Consider the following 16,398-nt stretch of genomic DNA (forward strand, 5'->3'; position numbering starts at 1 on the left):
AACAAATATAAGTTTAAAATAAACAAATCACCCAGTTTTTTATTCCAAAAAAACCATTTTAACGATAAAATAACGAGGGTTTTCTACATTTTCCCATAATGGCACTATTTTCTCAAAATAATCCCTTATTTTTAGGTTCTAAACCTACTAAAAACACATGATAAATATTAAACCTTTTAAAGCTGTTAGACCACCAAGGGACAAAGCTAATTTAGTCGCTTCAAGGCCTTTTTATAATTACAAAAAGCATATTTTAACTGCTAAACTTGAAGGGAATCCTTATACTTTTTTACATGTAATTAATCCAGAATTTAAGGCTGACGATAGAACAAAACCCAATACTAGAGAACGCTTTGAAAAGGTGAAGAATAAATATGACGATTTTAAATTATCTAACATTCTTCAAACTGAAGACACTGAAGCTTTCTATATTTATCGTCAAATCACACCAACCAATACTTACATTGGAATTATTGCTGGTGTAGCAGTTGAAAATTATATTAATGGACAAATAAAAGTTCATGAACATACACTAACTGAACGTGAAAAAACTTTCTGTAAATATATTGATGTCTGTAAATTTAATGCTGAGCCTGTTTTATTAACCTATAAAGACGAGCCTGAAATCAACCAAATCATTGATCAATACATTAACACTCGATCTGAATATGAATTCACAACAACAGATCACATTAAACATGATCTATGGATTATAGCTGAAACTGCTGAAATCCAAAAAATACAAACGATTTTTAATCACATTCCTAAAGTATACATTGCTGATGGACACCACAGAACGGCTTCCTCCGCTTTATATGCTACTGAAAATAAACACTTAGAAAGTGCTCAATACTTCCTCTCCTATTTTATTGCTGAAAGTAAGTTAAGAATTTATGATTTTAATCGAGCAATATCTGGCTTAAATGGATTGACAAAAGTTGATTTTCTTGAAGAAGTGAACCATTACTTTACGATAACTGAAACCTCAAATTCTCCCTTAAAGCCTACACAACTTCATGAATTCACCATGTATTTAGACCATCAATGGTACCGTCTAAACACAAAGTCCAATTTTATTGATAGCAACTCACCAGTGGGTAGTCTCGACCCTCAAATTTTATCAGACACCATACTCTCAAAAATACTGGGGGTGACCGATTTAAAAAACGACACCCGAGCTCATTTTATTGAAGGTACTAAAGGTTTAACTGCTCTTGAAGAAATTGTCAACAACAACATTGCTGATGTTTCATTTGCACTTCACCCTGTATCTATTGATCAATTGAAGTTAATTGCGGATACCAACAATATTATGCCTCCCAAAAGCACTTGGATTGAACCCAAACTAAGAAGTGGATTAACTATTTATGAGTTTTAAAGTTTCTTTAAAACTCTTCCTCCACAAGCTCTAATAAAGTCTTTGGCTTTCATCTCATTCTTATCCAAGTCAATGACATCCTCTGCTAGTTGTGACAATTCCTTAAACCGTTTATCTGCTTTTAAGGCTAAAGTATCTACAGTTAAAGCTTTTTGATTAAAGCCTCTTAGGTATAGTTTATTTAAAGACTTTAATCTTGATAACGCTACATAACCTTGTCCAGATTCAAATGTTTTAGTTAAATCAATTTCAGCCGCTTCCAAGGTCATCCCTTGTGATTTATGAACTGTTATTGCCCAAGCTAATCGCAAAGGAATTTGGTTAAATGACGCCAATGATTTCCCACTATCATCGTCAATCGACCATTTTTCTGGTGTTACTGTAATTTTATCGCCGCTAGTTAATTTCACCACAGGTAATCCTACTCCACTATATTCAATAACCTCTCCTAATGTTCCATTAATATATCCTTTGTCGTAGTTATTTTTAACGAACATTACTTTTGCTCCTATTTTCAATTGCAATTCATTACCGGCTAACACCGTTTTTTTCAAAACTTCAACTAGCTGTTTATCGCCAGTTGTTGTTGCTTTAAAATACCGTTTTTTACCAGGCAATTTCTCTAAAAACTCTTGATTAATTCGATCTACATCTGCGTTGTGCGTGTATAATTTAGTTGGTTCAAGTTTCAAAGGAGTATTCGCTGACTTTAATAAATCTATTGTCTGCTGAGAAATTGTATTTGTACGTATTTCATTTAACAAATCATTTAACTCATGATCGCTTTGACGGTATTGTTTGGTTAAATAACATACTGAAACTCCAGCATCTACCCAGGCTTTTGACATAAAAGCAAATTTATCTCTACTCTTTTCTTGCTGAACTCCAACAGGAGGCAACTGAAAAAAGTCTCCACAAAACACCACCTGTAAGTCTCCAAAAGACTCTATATTATCTTTAAAAGACTGAAGTACTAAATCAACTAAATCTAACTGTTTTTTATGTAACATTGATATCTCATCAATGATCAGTACTTTGGCTTTTGCAATTTTATCTTTTAAATATTTTTTAGTCTTCATCCCTGCTAGTTCTCTACCAGTCAGCGACTCTTTTACTCCTATTCCAGCCCAAGAATGAATTGTAACTCCTCCAATATGTGTAGAAGCTATTCCTGTAGAAGCTGTTATAGCCACAGGAACTTTTCTATCTTTTAAATACTGTATATACTGATTAAGCACGTAGGTTTTCCCGGTACCAGCTGACCCCGTTAAAAAAACATTCGTACCTGTTTTTAATATTGAAAGTGCATGTTCTTGCGTCATAGCCTACTTACTTTCTCATAAAAAAAGGGAAACAGTAATTTCCCTTTTTTTTATCAATATGGTTTTAACAACTATTTTCTGTATTTCACCTCGGTTGCGTGAATCTCTAGAAGAGGCTTTAAAAATTCCTCTAAATTATTCATATCTAACTGACTTGCAGCATCACACAATGCCTCATTTGGACAAGGGTGTGTTTCAACAAACAATCCGTCAACTCCTGAAGCAACCCCTGCTCTAGCTAAAGTATCTAAATACTGCTTCGCTCCTCCATTTGGATCAGCACTCGGAATACCATACTTTCTAATTGAATGTGTTACATCAAAAATTACTGGATAACCTGTTTGTCTCATTTCAAAGAAACTTCTTGGATCAACGATTAAATCATTGTAACCAAATGCGTACCCTCTTTCAGTCAACAAAATTTTATCATTACCTGTCGATGCTACCTTAGCAGCAGGTTTTCCCATGTTTTCTGGCGCTAAAAACTGTGGATGTTTTAGATTAACAATTTTCCCCGTGTTTCCTGCTGCCACCAGCAAAGAAGTTTGCATTGCTAAATACGCAGGAATCTGAATAACATCTACGACATCAGCAACTTGGTCTACATGTCCTGGAAAATGCACATCAGTAACTAAAGAAAAGCCAAACTCTTTTTTTACTTTTTCTAAAATTCTTAATCCCTCTTCTGTTCCTGGCCCAACATAATAATCAACAGAACTTCTATTATCTTTCATAAAAGAAGATTTATAGACTGTTGGGATATTTAACTTTGTTGTTACCTCTTTAATTTTTTCTGCAGTACGTAACATTGTTGCCTCATCTTCAATAACGCAAGGCCCTGTTATTAAAAACAATTCATCCGCTCCAAATGTTACCTCTCCTAATTCAAATTTCTTTTTACTCATTTTTATAAAAGTTTTATAACCAGTAAATTAAACACTTTTAAATAAAGTTAAGATTCAATTTCAGAAACGATTCGTCTTACTTTCTCTAAATCATCAATTGTATCTACTGGAATGGAATCGTGTTGCGTAATCTCTATTTTAATTACTCCACCATTCTCTAACCATCTATTTTGTTCTAACGACTCTGTTAACTCTAATTTTGTTTGCTCCATTTCAGCAAATGCTTTTAAAGATTCCGTCGTAAAACCATACATTCCAAGATGTTTGTAAAATGTATGATGTTGCAACCACTTTGTTTTATGCACTCCTCTTATATGAGGAATAACAGATCGACTAAAGTACAGTGCACGCTTATTCTTATCAAAAACAACAAACACTTCACTCTCATTAAACAAATCTCCCTCATTTGCTACTGGCATCACCAAGGTAGCCAATTCGGTTTTAGGGTCTTCAAAACAACTTACCAAACACCTAATTTGTTCAGGTTCTAATAAAGGTTCATCTCCTTGAATGTTAATTACAGCCTCAAAGCTCAAATCACTTTTAGCTTGAACAATTTTGTAAGCCTCTAAACATCTGTTGGTACCAGTAGTATGTTCTTTGCTCGTCATTACAACCTCTCCTCCAAAAGCTTTTACGGCCTCTTCTATCCTCTCGTCATCTGTTGCTACAACAACATGATCCAACACTTTTTTACTTTGTTCATAAACACGTTGAATCATGGGCTTCCCACAAATATCTACCAATGGCTTCCCTTCTAATCTGGTTGAACCATATCTTGCTGGTATGACCCCTAAAATATTCATTCAATTACTTTTTAAAATTATCTGCTACAACCAACTCTTTAGTTCCATGAGTCCATGAGTAAAAACCTTCACCAGATTTAACCCCTAACTTTCCAGCAGTAACCATGTTTACTAATAATGGACATGGCGCATACTTCGCTGTTCCATAACCATCTTGTAATACTTTTAAAATAGCCAAACATACATCTAACCCAATAAAATCTGCTAATTGTAATGGTCCCATTGGATGAGCCATTCCCAACTTCATTACGGTATCAATTTCTTCTACACCAGCTGTTCCTTCATGCAACGTAATAATAGCCTCATTAATCATAGGCATTAAAATCTTATTGGCAACAAACCCAGGGTAATCATTGACTTCAACAGGCACTTTTTTTAAGGCTCTAGAAGTTTCCATAATTGTTGTTAACACTTCATCAGACGTAGAATATCCTCTAATAATCTCTACCAATTTCATTACAGGAACTGGATTCATAAAATGCATACCAATCACTTTCTCTGGTCTTGAAGTTACTGCTGCAATTTTGGTAATTGAAATAGAAGATGTGTTGGTTGCTAAGATGGCATTTTCTGGAGCAAACTTATCCATATCTTTAAATATCGACAGTTTTATCTCTACATTTTCTGTAGCTGCCTCTACTACTAAGTCAGCATTTTTAGCTCCTTCTTCTAAAGATGTAAATGTTGTTATATTACCTAAAGTATTAGACTTATCTTCCTCAGAAATTCTTTCTTTTTTGATTAAACGATCTAAATTCTTTGTGATTGTAGCTAACGCTTTGGTTAAACTATCTTCAGAAATATCGACTAACGATACATTAAATCCACTTTGTGCAAATACATGAGCAATTCCATTCCCCATAGTACCAGCTCCTATTACGGTAATATTTTTCATTGTAATTAATTATTATTTATGAATTATAAATTTGAACATTGATAAACGAAAGCAGGAGGGATATTTACTGGCGCAAATTTATAGCTTACATTTTTAAACTTCGTTTGTAATAACTTACGCGCATTTAATGAATACTGAAATTGAATATATTTCCCCTCTTTCCCTAAAGCTTTGACACTAGCATCTAAAATTTTATTTTTAACTGCTTCTGGAATAACTGCCAATGGCAATGAAGAGACCACATAATCAACCTTATGGATTCCCTCTAACGCTAAATATTGTTCCAGTTTTTCAGCTGAATCATTAATAAGGTTTAATTTTTCATCCCTTATATTTAAGTTAATATGCTCATAAAAGTTTCTGCTTAATTCAAAAGAAAGTAACCTACTACCAGGTTTCATTTCTTCTAAAAGACCTTTTGTAAACACTCCATTTCCTGGTCCTAACTCTACAATAACATCAGCCTTATCAAATTCAATAGGGGCAAACATTTTTTTCATCAAAAACTTAGAACTAGGAGCTACAGCTCCAACTGTCTTTCGTTCTTTCAAAAATTCATTAAAAAAACCACTTTTCTTAGCCAAAATTTTAGTTTTATTGGTTATAGCTACAAATATAAGTATTATAGCTAAGTACATAGAAATTCACTCTAAATCTTTTAAACATTCTGATCTCTTAAAGTGAACAACATAGGTCTTAAACAAAATATTATTCAAAAAACGAAAAATTTACTTTTCCATAACTTCTTGTATTCACATAACTAGGATGACTACTTAAATCTGTTCGTTGATCATGCTCTACAATTAAAATTCCATTTGCTGTAAGCATTTTATTTTCAAACACCAATTCAGGAATTTTGTTTAAATTATCCATTCCATAAGGTGGATCGGCAAAAATAATATCATATTGATGATGCGGTTTAGTCAAATAAGTAAAAGCATTGTATTTAAAAGCCCTAACTGGCAACGCTAATTCTTCACTAATTTTACTAATAAACTTAATACTTTGTAATGCGATATCAACGGCATCAACTTTTTGAGCTCCTCTTGAAGCAAATTCTAAAGAGATACTTCCTATACCAGCAAATAAATCTAAAACCTCTAAGCCATCAAAATCATAGCTATTTTCCAACACGTTAAACAATGCTTCTTTTGCAAAATCTGTTGTTGGTCTAGCCTTTATGTTTTTGGGAGCTAGTATCCTTTTCCCTTTATATTTCCCTCTAATTATCCTCATTTAATGTAAACTTTTTTCTATTTCAAGTATCCCTCTTTCAACATGATAAGTATTGGTATCAGCAGAAAAAACACGTTGAATATTTGAAAAATATGCTCCTAATTTATCAAGAAACAAATTCATATCAGCAAATACTCCTCCTGTCTCAACAGTCAACTGATGCTCCTCCACTCCAGTATATTGCAATAACAACAAGTGATAATACAAAGCGTCCTCTACTTGTTTCACTTCAAACTGATTGACCAGTTGAACCACTCCATTGATAACCACTAAAAAAACAGCTGTTTCTCCTAAAAATAAAGAGGTAATTTTATTCCTGTCTTTCTGAGCAGAAGCTTTACTAATAAAACTACTCAACAAGCTTTCAAAATTAGCTCCTTTATACTTTTGAATGACTTTGGTTGCTATATTTTCATCTACCCCCCAAATTACTTCCATTTTTTCAGCAGGAATTGAAGAAGCCCTATATTTCATCCCAGCTTCTCCTTTCGACAAAGTGTAATCTAAATATGTTTTTTTATGATGCTCTACATATAAAGCCGTTGGTATCAATGTAAAATTTCGATCTAAATACCTAACTAGCACCCGATTATAAGCATCTTCTCCATCTATTACATCTTCTAATTTAGATGAACTGGCACTACTAATTACCTGTTTAGAAACGGTATCTCTGATTATTTTAAAGTAATAACCACTAACGATCACTAATAAAAGTTCTTTATGTACTTCTGATTTTTCCATACAAAATTAAAAATCCCTTTTATTGAATTTCAACAAAAGGGATTAAGTATCTTATTATTAATCTTAGGTCTTATTTATCTGCCCAACTTCCGTTAGTTTTTGGTTCTGTCTTAGACCCTATACTTAATGTATCTCTCTTTACAAAAGGATCATAAGGAACTGGATCATAAGCATAGAAATGAGCGATTAAATCTTCTCCCTCTCTTATTGTATCAGTATACATTGGATAAACTGGAGGATTTAATGCCGCTATTTTTTTAGCTCTTCCATTTTCTTTTGTCAACTTATCTACACTTTTCACACTTACAATTTTCCCTAATGTCTCTAATTCAAAAGGATATAAACGATCGTCATTATTTTTAACTGCTTGCTCACCAGTGTACATCACCTCCATAATAGGATACCAAAGTGTATCAATTTCGATTATTCCTAATTGAACAGCTTCAGCTTCGTCAATATCATTGTATTTTTCCTCGTCTTTTAACTTGTTATACCCTAATATTTTTCCTTCTTCGTCAGTTATTCTTCTATCTGGAATATCTCCATCAATCACAATATCCATAACTTTATCCTCTTGAAGAAATCTTTTTAACTCTTTGTAATCTGAAGCATAAAAACCATACTTCTTTTTATAGGCAACTTGAACATCTCTAACATCAGAAAGAGCTTGTTTTGTATTATCATCCCACTCTTTCTTAGCATCTCTTTCAGCAATAGTTTGCATTACAGATTGATAAGATTTATAAGCAAAAAAAGCAGTGAGGACGAACAATGTTAATAAAGCCACTACATTTACGAGCTTATTGATAACTTCCAACATGTACAATAGGGAAATAACCCCCGCTCCCAAAATAGCATAAGCTCCTAATTGAAAATCATTCGTTTGTTTAATATTAGTTGTTGGATCAATTGTATTTCCTACAATAATCAACACGATTCCTGTAACTATAATCATTAAAGGAAACATAAACTTCTTCGAAAAGACTCCTATTTGTTCTAACATAAGTATTCTTTATTTTTTAACAATGGTTACAAAACTAACATTTTTTTTAAAATTTAATCTTTATTTTTCTTCTAAACTATTAAAAGGTTATTAACGAAGGTAATTCGGTTGTTAATAACGATTCAAAATAACTTTTATTTTGCTTAAAAATTAAGAAATAAAGCTCATTTTTACTCATGTATATCTAGATGATAGTTATATTTGTAAGAAGTAATCCAATGGATGATTTAAATAAGGATTGAATATACAATATGAAAATAATTATTACTGGTGCTGGTGCTGTAGGTTATCACTTAGCTAAGTTAATGGCTAGCGAATCAAAAGACATTTATTTAATCGATGAAAATGAAGAACGTTTACATTATGTTGCTTCCCACATTGATGTTTTTACCATTTGTGGTGATGCCAAGTCTATGGATGTTTTGATGGATGCTAAAGTTGACAGTTGTGATTTATTAATTGCTGTTACATCCTCAGAAGAGACCAACCTGTTAGTCTCTATTTTAGCCAAAAAATTTGGAGCAAAAAGAACAATTGCTAGAATTAACGATTTAGACATTTTAAATTGTGAGTTAAAAGAGATGTATAACCAATTAGGTGTAGACACCTTAATTTCTCCTGTAGATTTAGTTTCAAAAGAAATTAAGCTGTTATTGAGCCGATCAGTTTTTACAGATGATTTAGAATTTGATGAGGGGAAGTTAACGGTATTTGGAATTACAGTTGGAGAAAAGTCGCCACTTGTCAATAGAACTGTACAAGAAAGTGCCTATTTAAACCCTAACTTAGATTTTAAACCGATTGCTCTTCATAGAAATGAAGATACTATAATTGTAAATGCGGATACTTTAATTAAAACCAATGATATCCTTTATTTCATTGCCCCTCCTCAATGTATTGACAATGTAATTAGTCTATGCGGGAGAGAATGTTTTGAGATTAAAGACGTAATGATACTGGGAGGTAGTAATATTGGTATTATGACCGCCCAATTATTAGAAAAGGAATATAATGTAACATTAATTGAACGTGACCGAGCTAAATGCGAAAAGATAGCTGGTAAATTGAAACGTACATTAGTAGTTAATCTTGATGCTAGAGATGTGGAATCTTTAGAAAACGAGGGCTTAAATGATATGGATGCCTTTATCTCAGCAACAGGAGACTCAGAAACAAACATCATGTCTTGCTTGGTTGCTAAGAACCATGGTGTTAAAAAGACCATTGCCCGTGTCGAGAACATTGATTATATCCACTTATCTCAAGCCATTGGTATTGATACACTTATCAATAAAAAAATTATTGCTGCTAGTAACATTTTTAAATACGTTAGAAAAGGTGATGTTGATGCGATTGCAAGTTTACATGGAGTAGATGCAGAAGTTATTGAATACATTGTAAAACCAGGTACTAAAATCACCAAAAAACCAATTAAAAAATTAGACTTTCCTAAAAACGCTAATATTGCTGGAGTAATTAGAAACGATGAAGGGTTTATTCCTTTTGGAGATTTCACACTTGAAGCCGGGGATAAAGCAGTTGTTTTTTCTGCAACGGAATCAATATCTAAAATAGAACGATTTTTTCATTAAAATATGGCTAAAAGACTTATAAACTGGAGAGTGGTTGTGCATGTTGTAGGCTCTCTTCTTATGATTAGTGGTTTCTTGATGGCATTTAGTCTTCCTTTTTCTTTCTATTTTAAAGATGGGATGCACCTTTATATTATCCTTTCTTGTCTGATTACATTTGGGACTGGATTAACTGCTCGATTGGCCACCAAAAGCCATCATAATGATGAAATAAAAAAGCGAGAGGGTTATTTAATTGTTTCACTTGGTTGGTTATCTATGGCAGTTTTTGGGACACTTCCTTATTACATCTCTAGTCAAATACCAAGTATTCATGATGCTTTCTTTGAAACCATGTCAGGTTTAACAACTACAGGGGCTACAATTTTAGGTGACGCTGGGCATAAGATTTCAGAATTAGCTCCTAGCCTCTTATTTTGGAGAAGTATGACACAATGGATTGGAGGTATGGGAATTATCGTACTAACCATCGCTATTTTACCTCTTCTAGGTATTGGAGGAATGGAATTGTTTGTTGCTGAAGCTCCTGGACCTACCAAAGATAAAATTCATCCTAGGATTAAAGAAACAGCTAAACGACTTTGGGTTATTTATTTTGGATTAACGGTATTAGAAACAATTATCCTAATGTTTGCTGGGATGGATTTTTATGATGCAATTAATCACGCACTAACCACCAATTCAACGGGTGGATTTTCAACTAAAGATGGAAGTGTTGGCGAATTTCAATCTCCATTAATTGAATATATCATCACTATTTTTATGTTTATAGCTGGGACCAATTTTACCTTAATCTATTTTGGTTTTAAGGGAAAACTCAAATACTTTTTTAAGAATGATGAGTTTAAGTGGTATTTAATGGCTGTGATCGGACTTTCAATCGTTTTAACACCTTTTGTTTACCATAACTACAACAGTATTGAAGAGTCTTTTAGAATGGTTTTATTTCAAGTGGTTAGTATGATTACAACAACAGGATATGCAACTGCTGATTTTACTTTATGGGGACCATTGGTAACCTTTATTTTCTTTCTACTATTGTTCTCAGGTGCATCTGCGGGTTCTACAAGTGGAGGAATTAAAATAGTAAGGATTGTTGTCTTAATGAAAAATGGTTTCTTAGAATTTAAAAAGCGATTACACCCTAATGCTATCATCCCTGTTCACCTGAATAAAGAACCGGTTTCTAATAAGATTATTTACAACCTTTTGGCTTTTATCTTTTTATACCTTTTTATTTTTACTATTGGAGCTATAGCTTTAACGGCCTTTGGTGTTAAGTTTGACGAGGCACTAAGTGCCGTTGCAACTTCATTAGGGAACGTGGGGCCTGGTATTGGAGATTTAGGTCCATCAGGACATTTTGGTGGTCTCCCTGATGGAACAAAATGGATTTTAGCATTATTAATGTTGATGGGACGATTAGAACTTTTCACCGTTGCACTCCTATTTACGCCCTATTTTTGGAGAAGAAATTAAACACAAAATAACATGGAACATTTACAATCAATTATAGAACAAGCTTGGGATAACCGCGCTTTATTAGAAGAAAAAGAAACAATAGCTGCTATTGAAGAAGTTATTGAAGCAGTAGACAAAGGCATTTTAAGAACAGCTGAACCAGTTGGTGACTCTTGGAAAGTCAACGAATGGGTAAAAAAAGCTGTAGTACTCTACTTCCCTATTCGTAAAATGGAAACCATAGCAGTTGGACCTTTTGAGTTTCATGACAAAATGGCGCTTAAAACAAACTATAAAGATTTAGGGGTTCGTGTGGTTCCACACGCCATTGCACGTTATGGAGCTTATGTAGCTAAAGGAGTTATCATGATGCCGTCTTATGTTAACATAGGAGCCTATGTTGATAGTGGGACAATGGTTGACACTTGGGCAACAGTAGGATCTTGCGCTCAAATTGGTAAAAATGTCCACTTAAGTGGAGGTGTTGGTATTGGTGGCGTATTAGAACCGCTACAAGCTTCTCCAGTAATCATTGAAGACAATGCCTTTATTGGAAGTCGTTGTATTATCGTAGAAGGAGTAAGGGTTGGAAAAGAAGCGGTTTTAGGAGCCAATGTTGTATTAACAAAATCAACAAAAATAATTGATGTTACAGGTGACGAGCCTAAAGAATATAAAGGATATGTTCCAGAACGTAAGGTCGTTATTCCAGGAACTTATACCAAAAAATTTAATGCAGGAGAATACCAAGTTCCCTGTGCTTTAATTATTGGAGAACGAAAAGCTAGTACAGATTTAAAGACTTCTTTAAATGATGCTTTAAGAGAAAATGATGTTGCTGTATAGTACAAACTAACATTTATAATGTTAATAACTTAACTGAAATTCTGTCAACTTTATAAATTAATTTTCGTCATTTGAATAGTTGGAATAATATTTGAACGGTTTTTATATCATTTCGAATGAGATTTTAACTATTTTTATTCACGATAAATAATTGAGGTTATGGAGGCAAAATTTTCACCAAGAGTAAAAGATGTAATTAGTTACAGTAGAGAAGAAGCTTTAAGGTTGGGACATGATTATATAGGTGTTGAACATTTATTGCTTGGATTAATAAGAGAGGGGGAAGGAATTGCCTTAAAAATTATTAAATCTAAGGGAGTAGATATCAAAGAGCTTAGAAAGCAATTAGAAAGCGAATTACCTAACGGCTTAAACAAAAGTGTTAATTCTGGGAACTTACCCTTATTAAAACAAGCAGAAAAGGTTTTAAAAATCACTTATTTAGAAGCCAAACTATACAAGAGTAATATGATAGGTACTGAACACCTATTATTATCTATTCTAAAAGAAGAAGAAAATATAGCTACCAAAACCTTAATCGACTATAACATAAATTACGAATACGTAAAAGAAGAATTAGAACTAATGATGGAACAAGGATATAAAGAAACGCCAAAAGCTGAACTTCCTGGAACGCCAGATGATGATCAACCAAGATCTGGAGGCTTTGGAAGTGGAGGTTCTTCTAGTAGAAAACCTGGAGATAGCAAATCAAAAACACCAGTATTAGATAACTTTGGAAGAGATTTAACCAAATTTGCTGAAGAAGGTAAACTGGACCCTATTGTAGGTCGTCAAGATGAAATTGAACGTGTCTCTCAAATTTTAAGTAGAAGGAAAAAGAACAATCCAATTTTAATAGGTGAACCAGGTGTTGGTAAATCTGCAATTGCTGAAGGTTTAGCTTTAAGAATTGTCCAACGTAAAGTTTCAAGGGTATTATTTAATAAACGAATTGTTTCTCTTGATTTAGCTTCATTAGTAGCTGGAACGAAATATAGAGGACAGTTTGAAGAAAGAATGAAAGCGGTGATGAATGAATTATCTAAGTCGCCAGAAATTATTCTTTTTATCGATGAGATACATACAATTGTTGGGGCTGGTGGAGCTTCTGGATCTTTAGATGCCTCTAATATGTTAAAACCTGCTCTTGCAAGAGGTGAAATCCAATGTATAGGTGCAACGACATTAGATGAGTACAGACAGCACATCGAAAAAGATGGAGCTTTGGAAAGACGTTTCCAAAAAGTGCTTGTTGAGCCTACTTCTATTGATGAAACTATCGCGATATTAAATAATATCAAAGAAAAATATCAAGATCATCATAATGTTAATTATACTGATGACGCCATAGAAGCTTGTGTAAAATTAACAGCTCGTTATATCACAGATAGACATCTTCCTGATAAAGCCATTGACGCATTAGATGAAGTTGGTTCTAGAGTACACATTTCTAACATCAATGTTCCAAAAGAAATCATTAAGTTAGAAAAAGATATTGAAGCGATAAAAGAGGAAAAGAACAAAGTTGTTAGAAGTCAGCAATATGAAGAAGCTGCAAAGCTTAGAGATACTGAACGTAAACTATATGAAGCTTTAGATAATGCAAAGCTTAAATGGGAAGAAGAAAGTAAAACGCATAAAGAAACTGTAACTGAAGAAAATGTTGCTGAAGTAATTGCGATGATGACTGGAATTCCTGTACAACGTGTTGCTGAAAAAGAAAGTGGTCGTTTATTAAAAATGGGGACTGACTTAAAAGGATCGGTTATTGGACAAGATGACGCGATTAAAAAAGTAGTCAAAGCTATTCAAAGAAATAGAGCTGGATTAAAAGATCCTAATAAGCCTATTGGTTCTTTTATTTTCTTAGGACCTACTGGTGTTGGTAAAACACAATTATGTAAAGTATTAGCAAAGCAAATGTTTGATACAGAAGAATCACTTATTCGTATTGATATGAGTGAATACATGGAGAAATTTGCTGTTACACGTTTAATTGGAGCGCCTCCGGGATATGTAGGATATGAAGAAGGTGGTCAATTAACTGAAAAAGTTAGACGACGTCCCTACTCTATCGTTTTGTTAGACGAAATAGAAAAAGCACATCCTGATGTATTTAATCTATTATTACAGGCTTTAGATGATGGTCAATTAACTGATAGCTTAGGTCGTAAAGTAGACTTTAGAAATACTATTATTATCATGACTTCAAATATAGGAGCTCGTCAATTGGCTGAATTTGGAGGAGGCGTAGGATTTGGAACTAAAGCCAAAGAAGATGCTATGGAAGAAGATAATAAAGGCGTTATACAAAATGCTCTAAAGAAAGCTTTTGCTCCTGAATTCTTAAACCGTATTGATGATGTGATTATGTTTAACTCTCTTGAAAGAGAAGATATTCATAAAATTATTGATATTGAACTGAAAAAACTATTTAGTAGAGTTCATGATTTAGGGTACAATATCGAGCTATCTGAAAAAGCAAAAGATTATATTGCTGATAAAGGGTATGACAAGAACTATGGAGCTAGACCTTTAAAACGTTCTATTCAAAAGTACCTAGAGGATCCTTTAGCAGAAGAAATTATTAAAGCCAATGTTAAAGAGGGAGATACACTTTTAGTAGATTTTAACGATTCTGAGATCGTTGTCGAAGTGAAGAAAGGAAAAAAAACCTCTAAAGCTAAGGAAGATTAAGTTTTAATCACACATAAAGAAAAAAGCCAGAAGCGATGTATTGTTTCTGGCTTTTTTTATGGATGGAATCGAAACTAGCCCCCCATTACAATAATCTAAGAAAAAAGACGTTATATCTATGTAAAATTGCCTTTTTTTTGAATAAAAATAGCATATATACCGTTTAAATAAGCAACCATCATTTCTCTATAAAGTCATTAAACTATAAGTTACACTTCTACTTAACACAATTAAAACTTAAAAGCTATGAAAACAAGTTATTTGATTTTGGCGAGTTCAATTTTTTTACTCTTCTCTTGTCATAAAGATAAAGGAGTTATATCATTAACCTATAATAAGGCTACTGCAATATATGGCAGTTTAGATGAAATTAGAACATCTCCTTTAGTTACTGTTCCAAAAACCATTCAGAATCCAGGTAAAATTTTTATTGATGAAAATGTATTACTGATAGGAGAAGAAAATGAGGGGATTCACGTATTTGACAATACTACACCAGCTTCACCTTCACCAGTTTCTTTTATACAGATACCTTTCAATAAAGAGTTTTACATTGAGGATAATATCATTTATGCTGAAACTCAATACGATTTAATCAAAATTGATGTATCTGATCTTTCCAATCCAACTCTAATTGATCGATTAGAAAATGCTTTTGGCACTCCTCTTCTCAACAGTCAAGGAGAAGCAATTATAGGTTTTTCTTATGCTGTAGCGACAGAAACTTTTAAAATTAATAGTCCCGAAGAAAAGGCGATCAGAAAGGATGGTTACCTATATTACGATTACCTAAGAAAAACTATTCCTCCATCATCTGTCCCTTCTTCTTTTACAAGTAGTAGCAGAGAAAGTAAAGGAACGCTTAATAAAATTGCATTATCTAATGATCATGTATATGTTATTGGAGGAACCCAATTGTATACTTTTCACAATACTAATAATGAATTATCTAAAATAGACGAATTGTTTTTACAGAATGGAATTGAAACAATTTACCCTGAAGATAATAAGCTATTTATTGGAACGTTAAACTCAATGCTTATTGTAGATATCACTAATCCTTCTAACCCTGTTCAAGAAGGTACTTATTTCCATACTACTTCATGCGATCCGGTTTTACCTAAAGAAAATGTAGCTTATCTAACATTAAGAACTGGTGATTTTGGTGGATGTAGTGGAGATGAGAATGCTTTACATGTAATTGATATTGAACAAACGAGTTTCCCTAAGCTTCATGAACAGATTACCATGACAAGTCCTTATGGTATGCAGTTGATTAATCACTATTTATTTGTTGGTGAAGGTAAAAATGGTTTATCCATCTTTGATGCTAACGATCCTTTAAACTTAACTAAAGTAATGACTAAAACGAATATTGAAGTGTATGACATTATGGAACACCCAAGTAATCCTAATATCATACTTACCACTAACGAATCTGGTTTACAGCAATACGTTATTGATTACAATACTTTAGAATTATCACCGTTAAGCGCTGTTAATTACTAATGAG

Annotated in this window: 14 protein-coding genes; 6 read left to right on the forward strand and 8 right to left on the reverse strand. The window is 33.1% G+C overall.

All coding sequences use genetic code 11. From position 1 onward, the window contains the following. Nucleotides 1-157 precede the first annotated feature (157 nt). Nucleotides 158-1,378, forward strand: coding sequence for a DUF1015 domain-containing protein (locus N4A35_04820; GenBank protein ID MCT4580721.1), 1,221 nt, complete (start codon nt 158-160; stop codon nt 1,376-1,378). Here N4A35_04820 and N4A35_04825 read toward each other — a convergent pair. The 8 genes from N4A35_04825 to N4A35_04860 all read right to left on the reverse strand — a co-directional run bounded on the left by N4A35_04825 (nt 1,375) and on the right by N4A35_04860 (nt 8,286). Further along, a complete protein-coding gene (locus tag N4A35_04825) occupies nt 1,375-2,700 on the reverse strand; it encodes a PIF1 family DEAD/DEAH box helicase (protein ID MCT4580722.1) in 1,326 nt (441 codons plus the stop codon). The two genes, N4A35_04820 and N4A35_04825, sit on opposite strands and share 4 nt — an antisense overlap. 71 nt (nt 2,701-2,771) lie before the next feature. Further along, the gene (kdsA, locus tag N4A35_04830) at nt 2,772-3,605 is read right to left on the reverse strand and encodes a 3-deoxy-8-phosphooctulonate synthase (protein MCT4580723.1); all 834 of its coding nucleotides are present in this window, start codon (nt 3,603-3,605) and stop codon (nt 2,772-2,774) included. Nucleotides 3,606-3,652: 47 nt separating this feature from the next. Then, nucleotides 3,653-4,411 (reverse strand): 3-deoxy-manno-octulosonate cytidylyltransferase, encoded by a 759-nt coding sequence (kdsB, locus tag N4A35_04835; GenBank protein MCT4580724.1) that lies wholly within the window; start codon nt 4,409-4,411, stop codon nt 3,653-3,655. Between the two features lie 4 nt (nt 4,412-4,415). Beyond that, entirely contained in the window at nt 4,416-5,306 is an 891-nt protein-coding gene (locus N4A35_04840; protein ID MCT4580725.1) for a 3-hydroxybutyryl-CoA dehydrogenase, read from the reverse strand. 23 nt (nt 5,307-5,329) lie between these two features. Beyond that, entirely contained in the window at nt 5,330-5,890 is a 561-nt protein-coding gene (locus N4A35_04845; protein MCT4580726.1) for a ribosomal RNA adenine dimethylase, read from the reverse strand. A 124-nt stretch (nt 5,891-6,014) separates the two neighbouring features. Then, the gene (rsmD, locus tag N4A35_04850) at nt 6,015-6,542 is read right to left on the reverse strand and encodes a 16S rRNA (guanine(966)-N(2))-methyltransferase RsmD (protein ID MCT4580727.1); all 528 of its coding nucleotides are present in this window, start codon (nt 6,540-6,542) and stop codon (nt 6,015-6,017) included. Further along, the gene (locus N4A35_04855) at nt 6,543-7,283 is read right to left on the reverse strand and encodes a DUF3822 family protein (GenBank protein MCT4580728.1); all 741 of its coding nucleotides are present in this window, start codon (nt 7,281-7,283) and stop codon (nt 6,543-6,545) included. 70 nt (nt 7,284-7,353) lie between these two features. Further along, nucleotides 7,354-8,286 (reverse strand): tetraspanin family protein, encoded by a 933-nt coding sequence (locus tag N4A35_04860; GenBank protein ID MCT4580729.1) that lies wholly within the window; start codon nt 8,284-8,286, stop codon nt 7,354-7,356. Nucleotides 8,287-8,537: 251 nt separating this feature from the next. Between N4A35_04860 and trkA the strand changes: the two genes are divergently transcribed. From trkA to N4A35_04885, 5 genes are all read left to right on the forward strand, one after another. Next, the gene (gene trkA, locus N4A35_04865) at nt 8,538-9,878 is read left to right on the forward strand and encodes a Trk system potassium transporter TrkA (protein ID MCT4580730.1); all 1,341 of its coding nucleotides are present in this window, start codon (nt 8,538-8,540) and stop codon (nt 9,876-9,878) included. 3 nt (nt 9,879-9,881) lie between these two features. Next, the gene (locus N4A35_04870; protein MCT4580731.1) at nt 9,882-11,357 is read left to right on the forward strand and encodes a TrkH family potassium uptake protein; all 1,476 of its coding nucleotides are present in this window, start codon (nt 9,882-9,884) and stop codon (nt 11,355-11,357) included. 12 nt (nt 11,358-11,369) lie between these two features. After that, the gene (locus N4A35_04875; GenBank protein ID MCT4580732.1) at nt 11,370-12,185 is read left to right on the forward strand and encodes a 2,3,4,5-tetrahydropyridine-2,6-dicarboxylate N-succinyltransferase; all 816 of its coding nucleotides are present in this window, start codon (nt 11,370-11,372) and stop codon (nt 12,183-12,185) included. A gap of 159 nt (nt 12,186-12,344) precedes the next feature. Continuing rightward, nucleotides 12,345-14,885, forward strand: a complete 2,541-nt coding sequence (locus N4A35_04880) for an ATP-dependent Clp protease ATP-binding subunit (GenBank protein MCT4580733.1) — start codon at nt 12,345-12,347, stop codon at nt 14,883-14,885. A gap of 246 nt (nt 14,886-15,131) precedes the next feature. After that, the gene (locus N4A35_04885; GenBank protein MCT4580734.1) at nt 15,132-16,394 is read left to right on the forward strand and encodes a hypothetical protein; all 1,263 of its coding nucleotides are present in this window, start codon (nt 15,132-15,134) and stop codon (nt 16,392-16,394) included. Nucleotides 16,395-16,398 lie beyond the last annotated feature (4 nt).

This window comes from Flavobacteriales bacterium (assembly GCA_025210295.1).
Lineage (GTDB): Bacteria > Bacteroidota > Bacteroidia > Flavobacteriales_D > Parvicellaceae > S010-51.

What these genes read in the sequence shown, in the direction of transcription:
- N4A35_04875 (MCT4580732.1), top strand. Translation starts at nt 11,370, where the DNA reads ATGGAACATTTACAATCAATTATAGAACAAGCTTGGGATAACCGCGCT.
- kdsB (MCT4580724.1), bottom strand. Translation starts at nt 4,411, where the DNA reads ATGAATATTTTAGGGGTCATACCAGCAAGATATGGTTCAACCAGATTA.
- N4A35_04870 (MCT4580731.1), top strand. Translation starts at nt 9,882, where the DNA reads ATGGCTAAAAGACTTATAAACTGGAGAGTGGTTGTGCATGTTGTAGGC.
- kdsA (MCT4580723.1), bottom strand. Translation starts at nt 3,605, where the DNA reads ATGAGTAAAAAGAAATTTGAATTAGGAGAGGTAACATTTGGAGCGGAT.
- N4A35_04840 (MCT4580725.1), bottom strand. Translation starts at nt 5,306, where the DNA reads ATGAAAAATATTACCGTAATAGGAGCTGGTACTATGGGGAATGGAATT.
- N4A35_04825 (MCT4580722.1), bottom strand. Translation starts at nt 2,700, where the DNA reads ATGACGCAAGAACATGCACTTTCAATATTAAAAACAGGTACGAATGTT.
- N4A35_04860 (MCT4580729.1), bottom strand. Translation starts at nt 8,286, where the DNA reads ATGTTAGAACAAATAGGAGTCTTTTCGAAGAAGTTTATGTTTCCTTTA.
- N4A35_04885 (MCT4580734.1), top strand. Translation starts at nt 15,132, where the DNA reads ATGAAAACAAGTTATTTGATTTTGGCGAGTTCAATTTTTTTACTCTTC.
- N4A35_04820 (MCT4580721.1), top strand. Translation starts at nt 158, where the DNA reads ATGATAAATATTAAACCTTTTAAAGCTGTTAGACCACCAAGGGACAAA.
- N4A35_04880 (MCT4580733.1), top strand. Translation starts at nt 12,345, where the DNA reads ATGGAGGCAAAATTTTCACCAAGAGTAAAAGATGTAATTAGTTACAGT.
- rsmD (MCT4580727.1), bottom strand. Translation starts at nt 6,542, where the DNA reads ATGAGGATAATTAGAGGGAAATATAAAGGGAAAAGGATACTAGCTCCC.
- N4A35_04855 (MCT4580728.1), bottom strand. Translation starts at nt 7,283, where the DNA reads ATGGAAAAATCAGAAGTACATAAAGAACTTTTATTAGTGATCGTTAGT.
- trkA (MCT4580730.1), top strand. Translation starts at nt 8,538, where the DNA reads ATGAAAATAATTATTACTGGTGCTGGTGCTGTAGGTTATCACTTAGCT.